Genomic DNA, 22,537 nt, shown 5'->3' with positions numbered 1-22,537 from the left:
CGTGCGAGCGGCTCGGGCACCGACCTCTGTCCGGTGGGCGAGCGCATCCGCCAGCGTCGTCAGGTCCGAGCCGGCGCTGTGGCGGATCGGTCGAGGGTCATCGGCACCATTCGGCTAGCAGGCAGCATCCGCTCGACGAGCCAGGCGGCGTCCGCGGCGACGTAACCCACCCAGTTCGAGCTCCGCGAGCGTTGGAAGGGCAGCCCCAGGAAGAACAGGCCTGGAGCGGCGCTGATCCCGTTGGTGTGCACGAGTCGTCCGTCGACGACGGCGCCTGGCACGTCCACCCAGGCGTGGTCCAGGCCGAAGCCGGTGGCCCAGACGACCGCAGCGACGTCGAGGGTGGAACCGTCGACGAACCCGACCGTCGTCCCCGACGCCGTCACCGCGCGGGGCCGTACGGAGACCCCGAGCGCACGCAGTCGGCGCCACGACATGCCGATGACGAACCCGATGGCATCCTGCTGCGCCTCAAGGCCGGGACGCGAGCGTTCACCGCCCGGACGCGAGTGGAGGCGGTCGTAGCAGGCCTTCGCGAGTGGCCACAGGACGCCCACGACCTTGTCGCGGATGCGGACTCGACGGGAGGGGCGAGACGGTCCGGAGTCAGCCAGGCCCAGCACAGTGATCCACCAGAACAGGTCCCGCCCCAGCGGCCGCTGCGAGATCATGCGGTTCCGTCTGCCAACAGCGAGGCTCACGGCATGGCCCGATTCGGCCAACTCAGCCGCTATCTGCACACCCGAGTTCCCGGCCCCCACGACGAGCACTGGACCTCTTGGCACGTCGGCCGCTCGTTTGTACTCGGAGGTGTGGAGCTGGACGACGTCCGGGTCCAATCCATGGGAGAGCTCAGCCGGCACGCGCGGTGACGCGAAGGCCCCCGTGGCGACCACCACCTGCCGGGCCGTGATCACACCGGTGGTCGTCTCAGCGACGAAGTCCTCGGAAGACTTCCACAGCCGGGTCACCCGCGTCCCCAGCCGTACCGGTAGGCGGAAGGTCTTCGCGTAGGTCTCGAGGTAGTCGGCCACCTGGTCCTTGGTGGGATAGGTGCCTGCCGGGGCGGGGAAGGGCAAGCCCGGCAACGAGTTGTACGGGGCTGAGCTGAACAGTCGCAGCGAGTCCCAGCGCGAACTCCAGGCGTGCCCCACTCGGGATCCCGCGTCCACGAGCAGGAAGTCAGTGCCCCTCTGCTGCAGGTACCAGGCCAGCGAGAGACCAGATTGCCCCGCGCCGATGACGAGCACGTCCACGTGGTCCTGGTCATCCGGCCGCTGAGGCTGGGTCATGAGCGCACACTGTAGGAGCCGTTCGGCCGGGATAGAACCGTCCTGACCACCGGACGATGGCTTCTCGGAACCGAGGTGACCCGCGAGTCCTGCGGCGTCGGAGACCCCGGTTCCGTTCCCGCCCATCCGGCGCGGCGGTGCTGCCGGTGCGGGTGGTCCTCGACGCTCGGACCGTGGTCATCCGGGCTGGGGTGGGCAACTACCCGGGCAGCCGATCGCAGGAGCGGCGAGTGTGATCGCGCCACTGACGCTGCGCTCACTGCTCGGGTGCGACCGCTGGCATCGGGTCCTGGCGGCGCCGGAACCCGGGGCGCGGGGGCTACTCGCGCCGCCCGGCGCTGAGGAGCAGGCCGGCCTCGGACAGGAGCGCGGCCGCCCAGCCGCCGACCACGAAGATGTCGCCGCGGTGGATGCCGTGGTCCTCGCCGAGGCGGAGGAGCACCGGACCGTCGTTGAGGTACTCGCCCGTGAGCAGGAGGAATGCGAACGTCGACAGGATGGCTGCCACGACGACGCCCAAGACCCAGCGGAGCACCCGGGCACGGTACGCCGTTGGCCCGCGGGAGGGGCGGGGTCGGGCTCCCGTGTCCCCTGTCCGGGTCACGGCGGCGGCAGCAGCCCGGCGCGGGCCTTGGCGGTGAGCGCGGTGCGGACGGCCGCGTCGACCCGGCCTGCGAAGACGGCGTCGCCCTCCGCGCGGGCCAGGACGGCGTCGATCATCTCGGACACCGTGCCGGGGTCCACGGTGAGGACCAGCGTGCCGCCGGCGGCGAGGAAGCGGGCCGCCCGCTCGCCCACCGGCACGTCCTGGACCGCCCGGGCGGCGCCGACGTCGTCGGAGATGACCACGCCGTCGAAGCCGAGCTCCCCGCGCAGCAGGTCGCTGACGACGACGGGGGAGAACATGGCCGGCGAGGCCGGGTCGAGCCGCGCGTAGGTCGCCGAGGACGTCATCACGAACGGGGCGGCGGCCGAGGCGGCCAGCGAGCCGAAGACGGCGAGCTGCGCGTCGTCGCGGGTGGTGACGTCGTCGGTGACGCCGGCGCTCTCGTCGGTGTTCTCCCGGACCCGCCCCAGCCCGGGGAAGTGCTTGATCGTGGCGGTGACCCCGTGTGCGGCCAGCCCCTCGACGACGGTGCCGGCCGCGGCCTCGACGGCCTCGGCGGTGCTCCCGTACTGGCGGCGGTGGGCGCCGATGGGTGCGTTGCCGTCCTCGGTCCCGTCCGGGACGACGTCGGCGACCGGCGCCAGGTCGAGGTTGATGCCGGCGGCCGCGAGCGACGCACCGAGTTCGTCGGCGAGACCGGCCAGCTGCTCGGCGGGCAGCCGCCCCTGGTCGAGCGCGGTCGGCAGCTCGGCGAACCCGGGACCGGAGAGTGTCTGCACCGAGCCACCCTCCTGGTCGACGGCGATCCACGGGTCGACCGGCCCGGTGCTCTGCGCCCACCGGGCCGTCGTGGCGGCCAGCTCCGCGGCCGGCGCCGCGCTGCGGCCCTGGAGGAAGACGCCGCCGACGCCGGTGTCGGCGACCAGCTCGTCGGCGGTGGACAGGTCGCCCAGCGGGACGCCGACGACGATGAGCTGGGCGACCTGCCCGCGGCGGTCCAGGGCCGCGAGGGCGGCGGCGACCTGCTGCTGGACCGGGTCGGGCGTGGGTGCCGGGCTCGGCGGGGCCTCGGGAGGACGGCTGGTCACCTCGCTGCTGCCGGGCGTCGCGCCGGTGCAGCCGGCCAGCAGCAGGCAGGTGAGCGCGCCGAGGGTGGTCAGGACGGAGCGAGGGGGAGCTGACGACCGCATCACGTCCATTGTCGCGTCCGGCTCCGCCGCCGGTGGTCCACGCGGGGCGACCTGCCGCTTCCCCGCAGACCTTCTACGCTCGGCGCACCCGCCCTCGTCGCGGGGCGTTGTCGTCGATGCGAGCCGTGGAGCGTGGATGCCGCCGGTCGAGCTGAGCTGGGGCGCGGCCACCGCGGTCGGCATGCGCGAGGACAACCAGGACAGGTACCTCGCCGAGCCGCCCGTCTTCGCCGTCGCCGACGGCATGGGCGGGCACGTCGGTGGCGCCGCGGCCGCGGAGGCGGTCGTCGAGGCGCTCCGGTCACTGGCCGGTGGCGGGCCGACCACGGTGGAGCGGATCCGTCTCGCGCTGCAGCGGGCGGACGGGGAGATCCGTGCCTTCCGCGGACCGGACCGGGCCGGGGCCGGGACGACGGTCGCCGGCGTCGCCCGCGGCGACGAGGGCGAGGGCCCGCAGTGGGCGGTGTTCCACGTCGGGGACTCCCGGGTGTACCGCTGGCACGACGGGCAGCTCGAGTCGCTGACCACCGACCACTCGGTCGTGCAGGAGCTGATCGACGCGGGCTACCTGTCCGACGCGGGTGCCGCCGTCCACCCGCAGCGGCACATCATCACGCGGGCCCTCGGTGTGGGGGCGCGCAACGAGCCGGACGTCGCCCTGCTGCCGATCGTGCCGGGCGACCGTTTCCTGGCGTGCTCCGACGGGCTGACCGGCGAGTTGGGCGACGAGCGCATCGCCGAGCGGCTGTCCGCGGCCGCGGGGCCGGAGGCGATCGTCGCCGACCTCGTGGCCGACGCCGAGGCCGTGGGTGCCCGGGACAACGTCACGGTGGTCCTCGCCATGACCGGCGGGTCGGCCGGTGTCCCCCTCCCGTGAGGGGGAGGACGGTCAGCGGGGCACGTCGGGCAGGGCCTCGTCGCTGAACTCCGCCGCGTTCTGGCCCAGCGAGTCGGTCTGCAGGTGGTTCCACATCCGCCCGCAGGCCACGTCGTCGAGGTAGACGACGCTCGCCGGGCCCTCCGTGCCGGTGCCCAGCACCGGTGCGGTGAAGAACGCGACGCGGTCGGGGTCCAGGCCGCGCAGCGAGTAGGCCAGCGCCAGCATGGCACCGTCACCCAGCTCGTCGTCCACGGAGACGGCGCTGGTCACGGCGAGGAGCGCGGCGTCCAGCCGGGCCGGGTCGGTGAACGCGTCGGAGCTGAACAGCTGACCGAAGACCGCCTGCAGGTACTGCTGCTGCCGGCGCACCCGGTCGAAGTCGCCGCCGGGCAGGCCGTGGCGCTGGCCGAGGTACCAGCGGGCCTCGTCGCCGTCGAGGTGGTTGACGCCGGCCGGGAAGGTGTAGGGCCCGTTGCTGGTGGTCTCCGCGACGACGACGTCCACGCCGCCGAGGTCGTCGGTGACCTGGATGATCCCCTGGAAGTCGATGGCCACGTAGTGGTCGATCCGGACGTCGGTGAGCTGCTCGACGGTCTGGACGAGCAGCGTCGGCCCGCCGTACGCGTACGCCGCGTTGATCTTGTCCATGCCGTGCCCGGGGATGTCCACCCAGGAGTCCCGCGGGATGGAGATGACCTGCCCGTGCGCCCGGTCCGCGGAGAAGCGGGCGATCATGATCGCGTCGGAGCGGCCGCCCTCGGCCACGCCCTCGTCCGCCGTCTCCCGGGTGTCGGAGCCGACCAGCAGGAACGTGACCGGCTCGTCACCGGCCTCCTGCGCGGGCGTCGCCGGGGCCGGGCGCGCCTGCTCGTCGAGGTCGGCGAAGACGTCGGAGACGCGGGCGATGTTGCCCGCGTACCGCTCGGTGAGGAACCACAGGCCGCCGCCGACCACCAGGGCGAGCACCAGCCCCAGGACGCCGAGGGTGATCAGCACCCGGCGCACTCTCCGACGCGGCGCGCGCTGGTGCTGCGTGCTTCCGTCCGTGCTCACTCCGACCCCCGTCGACAGGCAACGGCACCGAATGTACGGGCCTGATGCCGCAGAGTGACGGAGGTGTCACCCGGGTCAGGGGGCCGACCGCACCAGCCCGCAACGGCAGGCGTACAGGGAGGCGCCACTGAACGGGTCGTCGCCCACCCTGCGGAACCAGTGCACGTGCAGCCGGGGTCGGCGCGCGGTCACCGTCGGCCCCGGGTTCAGGGTTCCCGGTGCAATGTGGTCCGGTGGGCGGCCACCACGCACCGCGAGACGGCGGGGGGAGCACCGCGGGTCCGCCGGCGCCGGAGCGGGCAGGGGTCCGCGGCTGCCGGGGCTGGTCGATCGGCAGGCCTCGACGGGACGGGGACGAGCTCCTGGCGGTCGGCCAGGCGGATCGACCGGCTGACGACCAGCGCACCGAGCGTGCCCAGGACGAGCCAGCCGCCTCCCACCACCCACAGCACCAACGTCATGGACCCCTCCCGTGGGCTCCGGGCAGCACACTGGCGTCAGCGAGGACACGTCCCGGATCGCCCGGGAAGCGCTCTCCGGTGCCCACTACACCGGAGCCCGTCCCCCTGTGGAGCCCCCCGATGAACGGGGTGGGCGACACGCGGAGACGCACATGACGGACCGGTAGCCTCTCACCCCCCTGGGTGATGGCACCGGCGGGCCCCACCGGCGTGGACTGCTCCCTCGTGGTGAGCAGTGATGGCTCAGGCTCGCCGCCACCCCGTACCTTTCGGGACAGGTGACGACCGGCAACGTCGCCAGTGGCCACGCAGGGTGAGGTGCACATGAAGATCTCGGTCGTCGGTTGCGGCTACCTGGGCGCGGTCCACGCCGCCTCCATGGTGGAGCTGGGGCACGAGGTCGTGGGCATCGACGTCGACGAGCGGAAGGTCGCTGCGCTGTGCCACGCCAAGGCGCCGTTCTACGAGCCCGGGTTCGACGAGCTGCTGCAGCGGACGCTGGCCACCGGCCGGCTGCGGTTCAGCACCGACATCGGCGCGGCCGCGGGCAGCTCGGTCCACTTCGTCTGCGTCGGGACGCCGCAGAAGCGCGGCGAGTACGCCGCCGACCTGCGATACGTCGAGGCCGCGGCCGAGTCGCTGCTGGACGTGCTGACGGCAGGAGAGCTCGTCGTGGGCAAGTCCACCGTGCCGGTCGGCACCGCGGCCCGCCTCGCCGAGCTGGTGGGGAGCAAGGTGCCCGGCGCGCTGCTGGCGTGGAACCCGGAGTTCCTCCGCGAGGGGTTCGCCGTCCAGGACACCCTGCACCCCGACCGGCTGGTCTACGGCCTGCCCGACGGCTTGGACGGCGAGACCGCCGAGAGGATGCTCGACGAGGTCTACGGGCCGATCGTCGAGCGCGGGACGCCGAAGGTGACCACCGACTACGCCACCGCCGAGATGGTGAAGACGGCGGCCAACAGCTTCCTGGCCACGAAGATCAGCTTCATCAACGCGATGGCCGAGCTGTGCGAGGCCACCGGCGCCGACGTGAAGCTGTTGGCCGACGCGATCGGCTACGACGACCGGATCGGGCGGAAGTTCCTCAACGCCGGGCTCGGCTTCGGTGGTGGTTGCCTGCCCAAGGACATCCGGGCGTTCATGGCCCGCGCCGGGGAACTCGGCGCCGACCAGGCGCTGACCTTCCTGCGCGAGGTCGACAACATCAACATGCGTCGGCGGATCCGGATGGTGGAGCTGGCCCGGGAGGTGTGCGACGGGTCGCTGCTCGGCAAGCGGGTGGCGGTGCTCGGGGCGGCGTTCAAGCCCGACAGCGACGACATCCGCGACAGCCCGGCGCTCAACGTGGCCGCGCAGCTCCAGCTGCAGGGTGCCGACGTGCGGGTGACCGACCCTGCGGCGGTGGAGAACGCGCGACGGCTGTGGCCGCAGCTGGACTACGCCGACACCCCGGAGGAGGCCGCCGAGCGGGCCGACGCGGTCCTGGTGCTCACCGAGTGGCGCGAGTACCGCCAGCTCGACCCGGTCGCCTTCGGGAAGGTCGTGGCGCAGAAGCGGGTCCTCGACGGGCGCAACGCTCTCGACCGCGAGGCCTGGACCGCCGCCGGCTGGACCTACCGCGCCCTGGGCCGCCGCGCCGGCTGAGTCCAGCTGTCGCAGTCGTCCGGGCGCGGCTGTGCTCAGTGCGGCCGCCACTCCGGCTCCGACAGGGGGCACCGTGCCCGGGGGAGATTCAGGAGGCGGCAGAGCCGGTCCCGGCGAGTACTTCGTGGAACGTCGTCAGCCGCACGAGGTGCTGGTCCAGAGCGGCCCGGACCCGGGGGTCGCACAGCACGGAGACCTCCGAGCTGCGTTCCGTGCGGTACGGGGAGTCGAAGTCGTCGTCCTCTCCGGGGTGGCAGCCGAGTTCGGTGAACCCGGGAGGAAGTGTGGCCAGTATCCGCAGCAGAGCGTCCACCGTGATGCCCTCGGGCCACGGTTCTCCTGTGCCCGTCTGGCCGTGGAAGTCGCCGCAGTGGTCCACCATGGGCGTGCAGGCTCGCGTAGGGACGCCCAGCGGGTGGACCGTCTCCAGGAGTACCGACCGCACGGGCTCCCGCAGGTGAACGTGCTGGTGGGAGTCCACGTGCGTGGGGTCCCTGCCGACGAGCCGCCGGAACGTCTGCAGTTGGGCGGTCACCTCCGCGGCGACGGCCTCGGCGTCTTCTACGAGGGCCACGGTGTAGACGGGCTCCCAGTACCCGTCGCGGTGGACCCACTCGCCGAGGTCGAGGTGCAGTCCGACGCTGAGTGCGGGCCGCTCCCGGGCGTAGGCCGCCGCCTGGACGGCCGCCGGCCAGCGCACCATGAGGCTGGCGCTGGTCAGGATGCCGTGCTCGTGGGCTCTCCGGATGCCGCGGTTGATCCCCGGTGTCCGCCCGAAGTCGTCGCCGTTGACGATGAGCAGGCGCTCGGTCGAACCGCCGGTCGGCACGGTCACGACCCGAGCCGTTCGGCGAGCCGGACGGCCTGGCCCAGCCAGTCCCGGGCGTGGTCGGGAGGGGGCGACCAGCCGGGGGCCCAGCCGAGCCACTGGACGGCCACGCACAGGCTGCAGGAGTCGAGGAGGACGAGGAACTCCTCAGCCCTCGGCGGCCAGCCGGGACGGGGCCGCAGAGCCCGGCGGTAGGTGAGCGCGAGAGCTCGGCTCGTGTCCGCGTCCCATCCGCTGCACAGGGCCGCCACGTCGAGCAGTCCGGGGCCCAGCCCGGCCATCTCCCAGTCCACCGCGCACACGCGTCGACCAGCGACGCCCTCGACCACCAGGACGTTGGACGCGTACAGCTCTCCGTGCAGGAAGGTCACCGGCATCGTGGCGAGACGCTGCAACGCCCCATCCAGGCCGGCTCCCACCCTGCCCAGTGCAGACCGCTGGTCCTCCGTCGCGACTCCATCGACGAGGGCGGAGAGGGCTCGGTCGAGCCACCGACGGTAGTAGGCGGCGTCGTACCGGATCAGGTGGGCGCGCGACTCCTGCAGCTCCCCGGCGTAGTCCGTGAAACCGTCGTGCATGCCGGCCAGCCACCGGGCCACGTCGTGCCACACCGCCGGCTCGCCGACCTGGTACAGCTCGCGGCCGGGGACCTTCTCCAGGAGCAGTCCCGGCCCGCCGTCGTCGAGGGTGCCGTAGCAGCGGGCCGTCCCCAGTGCCTGGAGCGGCAGGATGTCCGCGTAGGCCTCGATCTCCCGCAGGGGGTCGTAGAGGAACGCGGGTTTCGAACGGCGCGCGCCCGGGAGCATCCCGGCTCTGTCGAGGTCCTTGAGGATCAGGTCCAAGCGGGTGCCGTCGTCCAGCTCCACCTCCAGCTCCTCCAGCCGGAAGCTCGTGCTGTAGATGTACGGCCGTCCCCGCAGGGTGGCGATGCGGCACGGGCGCCGGAGGCAGGAGGTCAACGCTCGCTCCAGGGCGCCGGCCAGCTCGGGCCGACCGACCGGCGGCGCTCCTGCTCCCGTCACGTCGCGTCCACCTCCCGCAGCAGTCGCCGGAGCACCCGGGCCGAGTCGAAGTGTGCCTCGGCCAGGGAGCGAGCGGCGGCCGAGTGCCGTGCACGGTCCTCGGCGATCTCCGCGACGGCGGCGAGTGCGTCCTCGAGGCCGTCGAAGGCCAGCAGGCCCGCCCCGGTCGGCAGGTGGCGGGAGAACCCGGTGTCCTGGGCGAGCACCGGCCGTCCGGAGGCCAGGTAGCACACGCTGCGATCGCTGAACCAGCCGCTGCGGGACAGGACGTACCCACTCTTGGCGATCCCCAGCTCCGCCTTCGAGCGCTGGACGAACTCCCGGTAGGCGGACGGCGAGCCGGCGACCTCTCCAGGGTCGAGGAGCTCCCACCTGTTGGCGCGCAGGGCCGCCACGTCAGCGACCTCTGCCGGGTCGATGGCGAGGGCCAGCAGGAAGCGCTCCTCGGTACGGGTGGGCAGGGCCATCAGCGGCCGGAAGGAGTGCACCTTCTGCCCGTACTGCACGCCGTCGAGCTCGACCGACCCGTAGCTGCGCCAGTTGGCCACGGTGGTGAACCCGGTGCCCGAGTCGCCGTGCCCGACCGGCCACTCGTCGAGGACCACGGGGGGCCACGTCGTGATCCAGTTCCGGCCGCCGATCGGGACGGGACAGCCCGGGCTGCCGAGGGACTGTCCGACGGTGACGAAGTGGGTGTGGCCGGCCAGGCCGACGTCGAGGCCCTGGGCGTCCCAGAGCTGCGTGAAGCCGGGGTCGACGTCGAGGTAGACGCGGACGGGGACCCGCGAGAACAGCTCCTCGCCGGCGAGCGTCCCGGAGATGTCGACGAGCACGGACGTGCCCGCTCCGATCCGGGCCAGGTCCGAGTGGGAGAGGCCGGCGGTCTCCTGCGTGTCCCGGCGCACCAGGGCCCAGGCGTCCTCGAGCCCGTGCTCCTTCATGACCTGCCTGCAGTAGCGGGCGTTGACCGAGTGCGGCAGGGGGACGTCGGCCGGCTGGGGGACCTCGGGGTCCACGGCCTCGACGAAGAAGACCTCGTGGCCCAGCCGGGCGAAGCCGAGGAGGTACTGGAGCACCGCCCAGGTGGCGCCGCCCTGGCCCGGCACCGCGGCGATCATGCCGCTCACCACGATCCTGGTCATCGATCCGGCCTCACGGGCGTGACCCCGATGCGCTCGAGGAAGGCGCCCAGGACGACGTCGGAGTCGAACCAGATCTCGGCGAGCTCCCGCGCTGCGTGGCGGTGGTGCTCGTAGTTCCGCACGATCTCCCGCACGCCGGCGGCGGCCTCCTCCATCGTGGCGAAGGACAGCAGGCCTTGGCCTGTCGGCACGGTTCGGCCGAGACCGGTGTCCTGGACGAGGACGGGCCTGCCGGCAGCGAGGTAGTGAACCGTGCGGTCGCTGATCCAGCCGCTGCTCGTCTCGACGTAGATCCCCTGCGCCGCCGAGAACTCAGCTGCAGATGCACGGACGTAGTGGCGGAAGGACTGCGGATCACCGGCCACCCCGCGAGGAGCCACGAGGTGCCAGCCGTGGCTCTCGAGCAACGCCCTGTCCCTGGCGTCGGCCGGGTGGATGTCGAGGGCGATCTCGAACATGGCCGGCGCGGTACGCGGCAGCGCGGCGAACTTGCGGAACTCGTGCGCCTTGAGCCCGAAGGTCCTGCCCTCCCAGGTGACCGGCCCGAAGGCGCCCCGCCAGCTGCCGACCGTGGTGAACCTCCGCGGGTCGGCGTCCGGACCCGCCGGCCACTCGTCGAGCACGACCGGGGGCACCACATGCCGCCAGGAGATGCCGTCAACGGGGATGGGGGAGTGCTCGGTGCCGACGTTCAGCCCGACCGTGTAGTGCGCGTCGTGGCGCTCCAGCCCCAGCGGACGTCCAGTGGCGTGCCAGTACTGGGTGAAGCCGGGGTCGACGTCGACGTAGACCTTGTGCGCCAGGCGGCGCATCAGCGGCTCGTACGTCAGGTGACCGCTGATGTTGACCAGCGCAGCCGCGGACTCCGCGCGGGTGAGCAGGTCGTCCTCCGGCATCCCGATGAACTGCGCCCCGTCGTCGACGATCAGGCTGGACACCGGCGCGAGACCGAAGGCGTCGACGACCGCGCGGAAGAAGGTCAGGTTCACCGAGCACTCGACCGGTGCGGGGGTCCCGTGGGCGTCCACGCAGACCCCGGACGAGATCTGCTCGACGAAGACGACGTCGACGCCGAGCCGCCGCATGCCGAGGACCCAACTGAGCCGGACCCACGCCTCACCACCGTTGCCCGGCTTGTTCGCCAACGCGCCGGCGACGAACACGGTGGTGGTCACTTGGGCGGTCTCCGGTCGGCGTCCGTCATCGTCCCCGATGAGACGGTTGGGCCTCGCCTGTCCTCGAAAGTGGCGAGGTAGGCGTCGGCTCGGTACGGCGGAGACACCGAGATGTCCCTGCACGGCCGGTCGTCGGTGAGCGGCCACTGGATGACCTCGACAACCCGGCGCGACGAGGTGTCGCGAAAGTCCTGGATCGCCTCGGCGATCCCCGGGGCGTCGTAAGCTGTTTCCCCGATCACCAGGGGCTGGGTCAGCCCGTTCGCCGCGAGGGTACGGTCCACAGCCCTCAGGTTCTCCAACACCCCGGCGGGGGTGTAGCCGGGATGGACCTCGAACCACCGGGGTGGGGGGAGCCCGGTGGCGCGCAGCGCGTCGATCATTGCTTGGAGTCGCCCCGCGGAGTCGGTCGGCCCCTGGGACGCGGTCGAGGAGACCACCACGTCGTCGACGCCGAACTCCTCGACGTAACGGGCGTAGGTCCGCTGGAGGTATGACGCCAACTGCTCACTCACCCGAGGCGGCGCAGGTCCAGGCGCGCCTTCGTTCATGAGGTCGATGACTGCGGACCGTTGGCCGGATTCCTTCACGAGCCGTGCGGTGGTGCGTATGAACTCCCAGTTCTCCGCCTCGGTGGAGGGGGCGAACCCCGCCTGCCTGGGGTCGTTGGCAGCCATTGGGGCGAACGACACGGTCAGCCGCTGGAACCCGGCTTCACGCACGTCCGCCAGATATGCAAGCAGGTTGTCGCGGTGCTGCGGCGTGAGCCGTCCACCAGCGGAGGGAATCACGCCCCAGTCACGCTCTCCGGGATCGCGCTGGTGCCACACGATGAGGCGCAGGGTCGCGATGCCGGCATGGCGCATTTCCCCCAGCTGTTCCTGGGCAGTGAAGCGGACGCCCCGGCGGTGGTAGTTGGCGATGAGGCCGGTGCCGTCCAGACTGCAACCGGGCACTGCGTGATGGGAGTAGTTGGTACCGACGAGCGGATCGGTGAGTGGTGGCGGGGCGTCGCGGCCGTTTCCCGACCAGATGTCCCCCCAGGGGACGACGAGAGTGACCATGGCGAGCGCCGAGAGCGCCAGGATCACCCAGGCTCTGCGCGGCGGATCGCCCGGAGCGGTCACTTAACGGCCTCCACGAACAGGCTCTCGCGTTCGCGGTTGTCCAGCGCCACGATGCCCCCGTGTGAACTGGCGGTCTCCCGAAAGGCGCAGTGGTGCACGGCGGTGAAACCCGCCGACCGGAGCAGTTCCTCGGCGAAGTCCGCGGTGAACAGGGTGACGCTGTAGCCGTACCAGAGCATGTGCACGATGAACTTGCCCCCGGGGCTGCGCACGTCCTCGTCGGGGATCAGGAAGTAGTCGTGGTCGCCGCGCACATACGCCTCGATGCCCTTGGCCAGGTCCGGCAGCCCCAGGCGCAGCACACCGCCCGTCCGCAGCATCCGGTGCAGCTCGCGCAGCGTCGGGACGAGGTCCGGATACGAGATCATGGGTAGGGCGTGGATGCTGACGATGTAGTCGAGGCTGTCGTCGGGCACCGGCAGGCCGTCCCGGATGTCCGCGCTTATGTCGATGCCCGGGCCCTCTTTCAGGTCCGAGTTGATCCACCCGGGCTCGCCCACCGCACCGCAGCCCCAGTTCAGCCGGCGCACCGACGGGCCGGGCTGCGCGCCGTCCGCGTTCACCCGACCCCCAACTCCCCGAGCAACCTGCCGAGGACCTTGTCCGAGTCGAACCAGTCCTCGGCCAGGCTGCGCGCCGCCCGCGCGTGCCGGCCGTAGTCGCCGCAGACCTCCTCGACCGCGGCCGCCGCCTCGGCCACCGTCGTGTAGGTCAGCAGCCCCTCCCCGATCGGGATGAAGCCGCAGAGCCCCGTGTCCTGAGCGACCACCGGGCGGCCAGTGCTCAGATAGCACGCGCTGCGGTCGCTGAACCAGCCCGTGCGTGCGCGCACGTACATCTGCTTGGCGACCAGGAACTCGGCCGTGGACGACTGGATGTATCCCCGGTAGGCCGACGGAGTCCCCGCGACGGTCGGTGGCGCCGCCAGCGACCAGCCGCCGCTGCGCAGCAGCTCCAGATCGCTCGCGTCCCCCTCGTCGATGTCGAGTGCCAATTCGAAGCGCTGACCGGTCCGTCGCGGCAGGTCCGCGAAGCGGCGCTGCTCGTGGACCCGGAGCCCGTACGTGACCCCCTGGTAGATCACCGGGGCGAACGGGCCACGCCAGGTCGCGACGCTGGTGAACCCCTTGTCCCCACCGGGGCGCGCGGGCCACTGATCCAGCACCACCGGAGGTCGGGTGGTGATCCAGCCGATCCCACAGTCGGGGACGGCGCAGTCCGGCCGGCCGATGTTCTGGCCGATGGTCACGTAGTCGTCGTGGTCGCGGAACAGCTGGTGCAGCCCCAGTGCCTGCCACATCTGGCCGAAGCCGGGATCGATGTCGAGCAGCACGCGCCGCGGTGCGGCGCCGAGCACGGCCTCATCGTCCAGATACCCCATGACGTTCAGCAGCAGCGCCGACCGCCGGGCGCGGTCCAGCAGTTGGTCGAAGGGCAACCCGATCACCTCCCGGCCCCGGTCGTAAAGCAGTGCGAAGTCGTCCTCGAGCCCGAACTCCCGCATCACACTCCGCAGGAACGCCACGTTGGCGGACTGCTCCGGCGAACAGGGGGCGCCGCGGGCGTCTACGCACATCCCCGGCTCCAGCCGGTCGACGAACAGCACGTTCCAGCCCAGCCGCCGGAATCCGAGCAGGTACTGCAGGAAGACCCATGCGTGCCCCCCGTACCCGGGTCGCTGGGCGAGCGACCCGGCCACCAGGATGTCGCCGCGCGCCACGTCTACCGCCCGCCGACACGATGGGGCGGCCGCAGGCGACGCGCGATCTCCTGGCCGCGGTGGACGCAGAAGCGGATGAGGTCGCAGATGCCGGTGGTGTCGTCGGCGCCCACGGCGGTGCCGGTCGGCAGGCAGAGGACGCGCTCGGCCAAATCCTCGGTCACGGGGAGGCGGACCTGGTGGCTCGCGGGCCGGCTGCGGTAGGGCTCCGCCCGGTGACAGCCGGGATGGAAGTAACGCCGGGCCAAGACGCGTTCGGCCCACAGCACCTCGGCCAGGTCGTCCCTGGTGAGCCCCGCGGCGGCCGGATCCACGGTGACGACGACGTAGTGGTAGTTGTGCGCATCCGCGTCGTCATAGGGCAGCAGCCGGATGCCCGGAGTACCGGCGAGGCCACTGCGATAGCTCTCATAGTTGGCCCGGTTGTGGGCGATGAAGTTGTCCAGACAGTCCAGGGACGCCAGGCCCATGGCGGCGGACGCCTCGTGCATCTTGCCGTTGATGCCGATGCTCCTGACGTCGTCGTATCCGGCGAACCCGAAGTTGCGCATCGCACGGACCGCGTCGGCGAGCGCGTCGTCGTTGGTCGCGACGGCACCACCCTCGAAGGTGTTGCACACCTTGGTGGCGTGGAAGCTGAACGCCTCGGCGTCACCGAAGTTGCCGATCATCGTGTCGCCGCGCGAGCTCCCGAGCGCGTGGGCGGCGTCGAACAGCAGCTTGAGCCGGTGGTGGCGCGCGATGCGCTCCAACGCCTCGACGTCGCAGGCACGTCCCCACAGGTGGACGCCGAGGATCCCTGTCGTACGGCTCGTCACCAAGCTGGCCGCGTGATCGGGGTCGATCAGGTGGGTCTCTGGAACGACCTCGCAGAACACCGGTGTCACGCCCATCCACTCGAGCGCGTGCGCGGTGCCGATGAACGTGAAGGAAGGGACGATCACCTCACCGGACAGGCCCACCGCCCGAGCCGCGAGCTGGAGGGCGACGGTGCCGCTGCTGGTGGCCACGCAATGGCGGGTCCCCAGCAGTCCGGCTAGGCGTTGCTCGAACTGCTTGACGCGGCGGCCGTCGTTGGTCAGCCACCTGTCGCACAGGATCTGCCTGAGCTGCGCCAGCACCTGCTCCTCGTCGCCCACGTTGGGGCGCCCCACGTGGAGCTCCTCGTCGAACGCCGGCACGCCGCCGAAGAGGGCCAGGTCGTCAACGGAGCTCTTCACCGGGCGCCCTCCCTCGTCTGATTCCCACGTACAGGCCTCTGCCGAAGGGCCCCTCGGCGTCCTGGCCTGCCGTCACCCCGGCAGCTTCGAACGCGCCGAGGTACTCCTGCTCCGTGAACAGCCCCATCTCGTGGCGCTCGGTCAAGTGCTCGACGCCCTCCGGCGTCCCGACCAGGTAGTTGATGTCGAAGACCGAGACGCGCCCGTCGATCTCGCTGGTGTACATCCAGGCGATCTTCAGCTCCGGCTCGTCCACGAAGTTCGTCGTCACCCGGCCGACCCAGTACTGCTCCGGAGAGATCCACGGCTCCACGAGCAGCAACCCGCCGGGGCGCACGTGCCGTGCCATGCCGGCTACGGCGGCCTGCAGCCGGTCGGGAGTGCGCACGTACGCGATCGCGCTGAACAGGCAGGTGACGACGTCGAACTCCCGGTGGAGGTCGAAGCCGACCATGTCGGCCTCGTGCACCGGGACCCCGGGGAGCCTGCCGCGGGCGATGGTGACCATCTGTGGGTCGATGTCCAGACCCTCCACCGTGTACCAGCGCTGCAACTCCTCCAGGTGCCTGCCGGTGCCGCAGCCGACGTCCAACAGGCTGCGGGCGCCGGGGGCCAGCCGGCCGATCAGGTCGCGCAGTTGCTCCGCCGCTGCCACGTAGTCCTTGAAGGCGTACAGCGCGTCGTAGAAGCGGGCGGAGCAGGTGAACACCTCAGGGCCTCCGGTACGGCGGGAACCAGCCGGTCAGGTCGTCGGGGTCGGCGCCGGCCCGGCGACACAGCTCCGAGTACCTGACCGGGTCGTACACCTGCTTCAGGTAGGTCAGCGGCAGCACGTCGGCCCCGAACCGCTGCTTGAACCGCGCGACCCCGTCGTCCTCGGCCACCCCGCCACCCAGGTTCAGCCACGGCACTCCCAGCGAGCGCAAGCGCAGCACGGCGTACCAGATCAGCGCCGCAGAGTGCCGTCGCCCCTCAGGGGCGGACACGTTGAACAAGTAGTCGCCACACGTCGCGGTGTAGCCGAACATCGAGACTGCGGTGACCCGGCCGCTGTCAGCCGCGCCCACCATGACCACGTTGTCCAGGCCCGCCAGGAAGGCGAGGGACTCGGGCGCCAGGTCGTACACGGAGGTTGCGTCGCGGGCGCGGAAGAAGGCCCGGTAGTGGTCGAGGAGGAACGCCGTCAGCTCGACTCGGTCGACCACCAGCCCGGCAGTGATCTGGTCCCATCGGCGCAGCTGGCGTCTGCGGTTCGTGTGCAGGCGGGCGTACAGCTCGTCGACCGGTCGGGTCAGGTCGATGGCGTAGACGTGCTTGTGCGTGTGAGCCTCGCCGGCCACCTCGTACGGTGAGCCGCTGAGCAGCGGGTTCTGCATGAGGAAGCCCGAGACGTACCCCCGTTCCCGAGCCCAGCGCCGCCACAGTCCCGGCAGTTCTTCGTCGGTCCCTTCCCCGGCGAAGCCGGAGAAGCCGTACGGCGTGACGACGTCCACGGTCTCGTCGAACACCCGCTCGGCGATGGGGCAGACGAACACGGCGTTCGGCGTCTCGGTCTCGTACAGGTAGGTGGCCAGTCCCGAGGACAGGTGCATGGCGTAGCAGTGCCCCCAGGTGTGCGCGAAGCCATGCCGCACGCGGGCCAGGGCCCGGCGCCACCGGTCCGGGGCGTCCAGCGGGATCAGCTGTTCACGCGTCGCCGCGAGAGCGCCGTGAGCGATCATGTGACCCTGCCCGCAGTCCCCGGCGTGTCCTGCAGCAACCTGTCCAGCTGGTCGGTGACCGCGCGCAGCTCGGCGGACGGCTCCGAGTTGGGCGGGCGCCTCCCCTCAACATCCCGGATCGTGCGGATCAGGCCGAACGCCGTGAGCATCCGCTGGTAGAGCCGACGCAGCTCGTCGAGGAGCGGCTCCTTGTCCTCAGGGCGCGTGAGCGAGCACAGGAGGGGCTCGATCTCGATCAGCCGGTCGCTCCACTCCGCCCGAATGGTCCGCAGCAGCGGGTCGTCGTAGAAGTCCTGGTACCACTGCAGCCCGGCGGCGAGCGCGGCCGCATGCTGCGGATCGGTCGCGTGGCGGCGTTGGTTCTCCAAGGCCTGCCGAACGCTCGCGAGCACCACCGCCGCGTCGATGGACCTGCTGGCGGCATGCTGGCGGTACTCCACCACCACCTCACCGTGGGCGGTCACCGGGAACCGAGCCGCGAGGCGGAGGTAGAGGTCATAGTCCTCGGCACCACCGACGGCGGCCGTGACGTCGAAGCCGTCGACTTGGTCCAGGGCCTCCCGTCGGTGGAGGACGGAATCGAGTGCCCAGATGTAGTTGCTGCGCAGCAGCTCGAGACGGTGATCCCTCTCGATCAGCAACTGGTAGGGGGTGAATAGGGGTGAGCCGTCTGGAGCGATCAAGGTGCAGTGCCCCGACACGAAGGCACTGTCCGGGTGTGCCCCGAGTAGGGCGACGCTGGTCCCCAGCGCTCCGGGTTCCAGCCGGTCATCGGCATCCAGGAAGAGGCAGAAGGTGCCGATGCTGGCATCGAGACCCGTGTTGCGCGCAGCGGCCGGGCCGCTGTTGGCCTGGCCGACGTACCTCACCTGCCCGTATCGACCGGCGATCACCGCGCTCTCATCGGTCGAGCCGTCGTCGACGACGATCAGTTCCACTGGCTCGTAGGTCTGGGTCAGGACGCTCTCGATCGCCTCCCCGAGGTAACGACCGCCGTTGTGGCAGGGGATGACCACGGACACCAGCGGCTGCGGACGCGAGCTCATGGCGACGACCTCTCCGGCAGGGCATACACGGTGCAGGCCTCCGCACGGGCGACCACGGCGCATTCCCGCTCCAGATACCGGCGGAGGGTCGGAAACGCCTCGAGCCACCATCGCGCGGCCGCCGGCAGGACCACGTACCGCACGCCCTGGTCGGCCAGGCGACGTACCTGCCGGACGGCGTCGGTGTCCGTCCTCGGCAGGTAGGCATCCAGTGCACGGACGGCGAGGTGGACCTCCCCGCCCGTACCGGGTCGCGCCTCCCACGAGATGGTCGTCGGGGAGACCCCGGGCCCTCCGGCTAGCGGGTTGGGCGAGGCGCTGACGCAGGCGCCCGCCGGGTGGTGCCCGCAGTCGTGGGGTTCGATCGCGGTCTCCCCGCGGACGACCGTGACCTCAGCGAGTGGCCGGTTCCTGTCGCTCTCGCCGTACAGACGGAAGTCGTAGGCCGATCCCTCGGCGATCCACGGCGCCTCCGCTGTTCCGGTGTCGCCACGGGCGAACAGCGCCTCTCCGATGTCGCGGGGGTCCCCGGGCGTGAAGTGTTCGGCCGGCCGGTCGCCGAGGTCCAACAGCGCGGCGTCTCCCTGCGTCACCACGCTGACGGGAGCGCGGGGTGGGATGGTCGCGTCGAGGGTCTCGCGGATGGCCTGACCGACGACGTGCGGGCAGCCGGCTCTCCGCCGGGTCCGCGGGTTCTCGTCACGGACACGCTCCACGGTCAGCTGTTCGCGCCACTTCGCGGCATGCGTCAGCAGAGGCTGCCGGTAGTCGGGCGGCAGCCGGTCCGCCAGGGTGCCGTAGAGCCCGACTAGGAGTTCGAGCTGCTGTCGGCGACTGCGGCCGGACCAGAAGCCGCCGCCGTGGACCCTGTAGGCGCCCATCACCTCGTCGAGATAGCCGATCCGGCCGCGCTCGGCGTGCAGCAGGTACAGGGGAAGGTCGCCCACTGGAGCAGTCCCGTACCAGGAGGGGAGCCGGTCGACGGCCGCGCGGCGCAGGACGGGGGAGCAGCCGGCGATGAAGGTGTACTCGAAGAGATCCTCGATCGTCGAGAACGGTCTCTGGTCAGGCACGTTGAACACGGCCGTTGGCGTCCCCTCCTCGTCCACCACGGTGACGTTGTGGAAGCAGATGGTGCAGTCGGGATGCCGGTCCAGGAAGGTGACTTGTCGTTCGAGCTTGTCCGGCCGGGTCCAGTAGTCGTCCCCGTCGAGGACCGCGACGTAGTCAGATTGCGTCTGGTCGTAGAGCTGGGCGAACGCCCGGTTGTCGCACCGGTTGTCGGGGAGAAGGACGACGCGCAGTCGGTCCGGGTTGTGCCTCGCGTAGCGCTCCAGGATGGCTGAAGTGCCGTCCTCGGAGCAGTCATCGATCACCACGACCTCGAACGGGAAGCTGGTCTCCTGCATGAGGACGCTGTCCACAGCCTGCGCGATGTAGCGCTCGTGGTTGTACGTGTTGAGGATGACGGTCAGCCGCACGGGGGGTCACCCTCTCCGGTCAGCTCGAAGATGAGCGCCTCGTCGTCGGCCCAGAGGCGCCGATGCCGGGTGACGAGGTATCGACCCCAGTCCCGGTACCGGCTGAACCACCAGAAGGCATTCGCCGGGATCAGGAGGTAGCGCGCTCCGCGTGAGCGCGCCTCCTCGAGGGCCTCGACGGCGGCGTCGGCGTCGGCGGGATGGTGGCCGGCGTAAGTGCCGTCGGCGAGCATGAGGTGCCGCGCCTCCCGTGGCCCGAGATCGAGCAGCTCGTCATCCCCTTCGGTCACCACCGCCACGGTTGCTCCAGCCGGGATGCAGCGTTCGACCGCGAGGAGCGCCCGCACCTTGGCCCGCGCGTACACGAGCTGCTCGTAGCTGCTGAGGGGCAGGACGTCGTTGAGGCGGCGATGCAACTCGAGCTGGTCGGCCAGCTCCTCAACACGGCTGGCGGTGTCCTGGCCACGCGGGGTTCTGGCGGCGGCCATGATCTCGGGTAGGTACCCGATGTCGCCGTGCCTGGCGATCAGCGAGGCGACCGCCCGGTCGGAGGACCGCAGCTCGTGCACCCAGGCGGGCAGGCAGGGAAGGGCCGACCGGCGCCACATCATCGAGCTCGGTGGCACTCGGGTGCGGGTGCCCAACAGGTCCTCCGCCGTCACCACCCCGGTCTCCGGGACGATGGAGGGGGCGCCGGCATCGGGCGACCCGTCGCTGAGGGTCGTCACGGCGTGGAACGAAGCCGAGCAGTCCTGGTGCTCGTCGAGGAACCGGGATTGGGTCCTGAGCTTGGCATCGCTCACCCACAGATCCGACCCGTGGAGCAGGGCAACGTACTGGCCGCGGCTGGCCTTCACCAGGTCCCACAACACGACGCTCTCGGAACGCGTACCTGGGGACGCAGGCCGGAGAGGCACGATCTGGAAGCTGTACCGGTTGCGGTAGCCGCTGAGCACGTCGACGGCGAGGGCGCCCAGCCCATCGTCGCCCGTCACGATCTCGAAGTCGTCATCGGTCTGCTGCATGACCGCGCTCTGCAGCGCCTCGGAGAGGTTGACAGGTGGGGCGTGGGGCAGGACCAGCACGCTGACCTTCACCGTGCACCACCGCCCGTTCCGGGGTGTCGTGCGCCGGCCATCTCCTCGACCATCCCGCCCAGCTGGTATGCCTCGAAGGTGCTGGCGTACAGCCGGTGCAGCTCCGCCCGGACCTCCGCATCGCCCGGCCGGTCCGGCAGAGCCTCCTCGAGCGCGGCCACGGTGCGGCGCCAGCCGGGGAGGTGCTCCTTCACTCCTGCCCAGCGGTCCGCCGCTTCCTCCGTACCGCAGTAGCGACGGACCTCCGGGGTCGGATGGAGGGCGCTGAACCGGACGAGAGCCCGCCCGCGACGCCAGGACCTCTCGCAGAACTCCTCGAAGGTCACCCTGCGCAGCATGTACGAGGCGGCGCGCTCGTTGAAGACGACCGACAGTCCTGACCTGGAGAGCCGGTAGCCGAGCTCGATGTCCTCGATGATCGAGGTGAAGGCAGGGTGGAAGACCCCGTTCTCCAGCAGGAATCGCCGCTTGCAGGAGGAACGGCCGCCCCAGAACGCGGTGTAGTCGAGCCGTCCGCGGCCTCGCATGCTCGGGTAGGCGAACAGCAACTGGCCGATCTCGGTGAGGTACTGCATGACCGGGGTGACGGTCAGGGTGGGCGACCACGTCGTGTACCCCAGGACCGCGACGGAGTCCGCCGGTTCGGCCTCGTGCGCGGCCAGGTGCTGGGCGAGCAGTTCCGGGTCGGCCTCGTCGTCGTCGTCTGCGTAGAGCACCAGCGGGGAGCGGGCGGCGAGGGTCCCGACGTTCTTGGCCAGCGAGATGCCCCCGTGCGCGAGGCGCCGGTAGGTCAGCGGGAACGGAGGCCAGAATCCGGCCACGAGTTCCGGCGTGGCGTCGGTCGAACCGTCGTCGACGACGATGACCTCGTAGTCGTGCGGCTCCAGACTCTGGTTGCGCAGGGCGGTCAGCGCTCTCATCAGCAGCTGCGCACGGTTGTACGTCGGGATGACGACGCTGATCCGCGGGGTGCTCACCGCTCTGTCCGCTCGAGCCAGATGCTGCCCCCGGGGTTTCGATCCCACGGCGGCAGCGCCGACGCCATCAGGTGCCAGTGGAAGCGTGCGAGGAACGAGTTGAACAGGCGGATCCGGAAGGCGTCGTTGTACATGAGGAAGGCACGGAGCAGGTAGGCCTCGTTCCAGCCCCGCCCGCCATACACCCAGTCCTTCGGGTACTCGAACGGGTACAGGATGTCGTGCACGTGCACGAACACGCCCGGTGCCAGTGCAGGCAGCACATCGAAGAGGAGCCGGTTGACGTCACTCGCCGTCTTGCCAACGTGACTGGAGTCGATGAAGAGCACGTCGCCGGACCGCAGCCCGGTGAAGAGCTCCAGGTCGACGTCCTGCACCGGCGAGGTGATGAGTTCGACGCGCTCCCGGTCGGTCGGCCGGAGCAACTGCAGCAGGCGCTCGGGATGGGGTTCGACGAAGGAGCAGCGGACGTCACCCCCCAGGAAGCGCTCGTTGATGTCGAGCAGGAGAGCGGAGGAGTAGCCCGACCCGACCTCGACCACGTGCCGGGGCTCCAGCAGCCGGAGCATGCCGTAATAGACGACGCCGTCACCGTAGGAGAAGTACTCGTTGTCGAAGTGGTAGCGCAGTCCGGCCGTCGGCCGGTCGCTGAAGGGCTGCGCGCGGACGTGCGCCTGCAGCCTGTGCACCAGCCGCAGTTGCTCGTCCTCCTGGAGGTCGATGCCGGGAAGGTGGCGCGGCGCCGCGAACACCTGCTCCTCGCGTGCCCGGACCTCCGCGGTGTCTGGAACGGGGGAGTAGTAGTGGCCAGGAGGCCACATCATGGGTGCGTCAGCCACCGGCACTGCGTTCC

At 71.1% G+C, this 22,537-nt stretch carries 21 protein-coding genes; 2 read left to right on the top strand and 19 right to left on the bottom strand.

Annotated features, from left to right (window positions below; translation table 11 throughout):
* Positions 1-59: 59 nt before the first annotated feature.
* The 3 genes from ACI79C_RS05435 to ACI79C_RS05425 form a co-directional block, all read right to left on the bottom strand.
* Entirely contained in the window at positions 60-1,292 is a 1,233-nt protein-coding gene (locus ACI79C_RS05435; RefSeq protein WP_456944604.1) for a flavin-containing monooxygenase, read from the bottom strand.
* Positions 1,293-1,611: 319 nt separating this feature from the next.
* On the bottom strand, positions 1,612-1,827 hold the full coding sequence (locus ACI79C_RS05430; protein ID WP_456944603.1) for a hypothetical protein: 216 nt from the start codon (positions 1,825-1,827) through the stop codon (positions 1,612-1,614).
* A 65-nt stretch (positions 1,828-1,892) separates the two neighbouring features.
* Complete coding sequence (locus tag ACI79C_RS05425; RefSeq protein ID WP_456944602.1) at positions 1,893-3,089, bottom strand: glycoside hydrolase family 3 N-terminal domain-containing protein; 1,197 nt, start codon at positions 3,087-3,089, stop codon at positions 1,893-1,895.
* A 136-nt stretch (positions 3,090-3,225) separates the two neighbouring features.
* On the opposite strand from ACI79C_RS05425, the gene ACI79C_RS05420 reads away from it, so the two are divergent.
* Complete coding sequence (locus tag ACI79C_RS05420) at positions 3,226-3,966, top strand: PP2C family protein-serine/threonine phosphatase (protein ID WP_456944601.1); 741 nt, start codon at positions 3,226-3,228, stop codon at positions 3,964-3,966.
* 12 nt (positions 3,967-3,978) lie between these two features.
* Here ACI79C_RS05420 and ACI79C_RS05415 read toward each other — a convergent pair whose 3' ends face one another.
* Positions 3,979-4,965: an LCP family protein gene (locus ACI79C_RS05415; RefSeq protein ID WP_456944600.1), complete on the bottom strand. Its 987-nt coding sequence runs from the start codon at positions 4,963-4,965 to the stop codon at positions 3,979-3,981.
* A gap of 842 nt (positions 4,966-5,807) precedes the next feature.
* Here ACI79C_RS05415 and ACI79C_RS05410 point away from each other — a divergent pair.
* Entirely contained in the window at positions 5,808-7,127 is a 1,320-nt protein-coding gene (locus ACI79C_RS05410; RefSeq protein ID WP_456944599.1) for a UDP-glucose dehydrogenase family protein, read from the top strand.
* Positions 7,128-7,215: 88 nt separating this feature from the next.
* Here the strand turns inward: ACI79C_RS05410 and ACI79C_RS05405 are convergent, their stop codons facing one another.
* The 15 genes from ACI79C_RS05405 to ACI79C_RS05335 are packed head-to-tail and all read right to left on the bottom strand — an operon-like array spanning position 7,216 to position 22,523.
* On the bottom strand, positions 7,216-7,962 hold the full coding sequence (locus ACI79C_RS05405) for a carbohydrate deacetylase (RefSeq protein WP_456944598.1): 747 nt from the start codon (positions 7,960-7,962) through the stop codon (positions 7,216-7,218).
* Positions 7,959-8,978, bottom strand: coding sequence for a phosphotransferase family protein (locus tag ACI79C_RS05400; protein ID WP_456944597.1), 1,020 nt, complete (start codon positions 8,976-8,978; stop codon positions 7,959-7,961). The genes ACI79C_RS05405 and ACI79C_RS05400 overlap by 4 nt, the downstream gene beginning before the upstream one ends.
* Entirely contained in the window at positions 8,975-10,120 is a 1,146-nt protein-coding gene (locus tag ACI79C_RS05395) for a glycosyltransferase (protein ID WP_456944596.1), read from the bottom strand. Before ACI79C_RS05395 ends, ACI79C_RS05400 begins: the two co-directional genes overlap by 4 nt.
* A complete protein-coding gene (locus tag ACI79C_RS05390; protein WP_456944595.1) occupies positions 10,117-11,295 on the bottom strand; it encodes a hypothetical protein in 1,179 nt (392 codons plus the stop codon). Before ACI79C_RS05390 ends, ACI79C_RS05395 begins: the two co-directional genes overlap by 4 nt.
* A complete protein-coding gene (locus ACI79C_RS05385) occupies positions 11,292-12,422 on the bottom strand; it encodes a hypothetical protein (RefSeq protein WP_456944594.1) in 1,131 nt (376 codons plus the stop codon). The genes ACI79C_RS05390 and ACI79C_RS05385 overlap by 4 nt, the downstream gene beginning before the upstream one ends.
* Positions 12,419-12,985, bottom strand: coding sequence for a class I SAM-dependent methyltransferase (locus tag ACI79C_RS05380; RefSeq protein WP_456944593.1), 567 nt, complete (start codon positions 12,983-12,985; stop codon positions 12,419-12,421). The genes ACI79C_RS05385 and ACI79C_RS05380 overlap by 4 nt, the downstream gene beginning before the upstream one ends.
* Positions 12,982-14,142 carry a hypothetical protein gene (locus ACI79C_RS05375; protein ID WP_456944592.1) on the bottom strand — a complete coding sequence of 387 codons (1,161 nt, stop codon included), beginning with the start codon at positions 14,140-14,142 and terminating at the stop codon, positions 12,982-12,984. The genes ACI79C_RS05380 and ACI79C_RS05375 overlap by 4 nt, the downstream gene beginning before the upstream one ends.
* Positions 14,143-14,144: 2 nt before the next feature.
* Positions 14,145-15,362, bottom strand: a complete 1,218-nt coding sequence (locus ACI79C_RS05370; protein WP_456944591.1) for an aminotransferase class I/II-fold pyridoxal phosphate-dependent enzyme — start codon at positions 15,360-15,362, stop codon at positions 14,145-14,147.
* A complete protein-coding gene (locus ACI79C_RS05365; RefSeq protein ID WP_456944590.1) occupies positions 15,346-16,071 on the bottom strand; it encodes a class I SAM-dependent methyltransferase in 726 nt (241 codons plus the stop codon). Before ACI79C_RS05365 ends, ACI79C_RS05370 begins: the two co-directional genes overlap by 17 nt.
* Position 16,072: 1 nt before the next feature.
* Positions 16,073-17,083, bottom strand: a complete 1,011-nt coding sequence (locus tag ACI79C_RS05360) for a hypothetical protein (protein ID WP_456944589.1) — start codon at positions 17,081-17,083, stop codon at positions 16,073-16,075.
* Positions 17,080-18,129, bottom strand: coding sequence for a glycosyltransferase (locus ACI79C_RS05355; RefSeq protein ID WP_456944588.1), 1,050 nt, complete (start codon positions 18,127-18,129; stop codon positions 17,080-17,082). Before ACI79C_RS05355 ends, ACI79C_RS05360 begins: the two co-directional genes overlap by 4 nt.
* Positions 18,126-19,610 carry a glycosyltransferase gene (locus ACI79C_RS05350; protein WP_456944587.1) on the bottom strand — a complete coding sequence of 495 codons (1,485 nt, stop codon included), beginning with the start codon at positions 19,608-19,610 and terminating at the stop codon, positions 18,126-18,128. Before ACI79C_RS05350 ends, ACI79C_RS05355 begins: the two co-directional genes overlap by 4 nt.
* Entirely contained in the window at positions 19,601-20,707 is a 1,107-nt protein-coding gene (locus tag ACI79C_RS05345) for a glycosyltransferase family A protein (RefSeq protein WP_456944586.1), read from the bottom strand. The genes ACI79C_RS05350 and ACI79C_RS05345 overlap by 10 nt, the downstream gene beginning before the upstream one ends.
* On the bottom strand, positions 20,704-21,684 hold the full coding sequence (locus ACI79C_RS05340; RefSeq protein ID WP_456944585.1) for a glycosyltransferase: 981 nt from the start codon (positions 21,682-21,684) through the stop codon (positions 20,704-20,706). Before ACI79C_RS05340 ends, ACI79C_RS05345 begins: the two co-directional genes overlap by 4 nt.
* Entirely contained in the window at positions 21,681-22,523 is an 843-nt protein-coding gene (locus tag ACI79C_RS05335) for a class I SAM-dependent methyltransferase (protein ID WP_456944584.1), read from the bottom strand. Before ACI79C_RS05335 ends, ACI79C_RS05340 begins: the two co-directional genes overlap by 4 nt.
* Between the last annotated feature and the right edge of the window lie 14 nt (positions 22,524-22,537).

The organism is Geodermatophilus sp. SYSU D00697 (genome assembly GCF_054050175.1).
The sequence above is the reverse complement of the archived record's forward strand: the minus strand, read 5'-3'. Positions and strand labels throughout refer to the sequence as shown.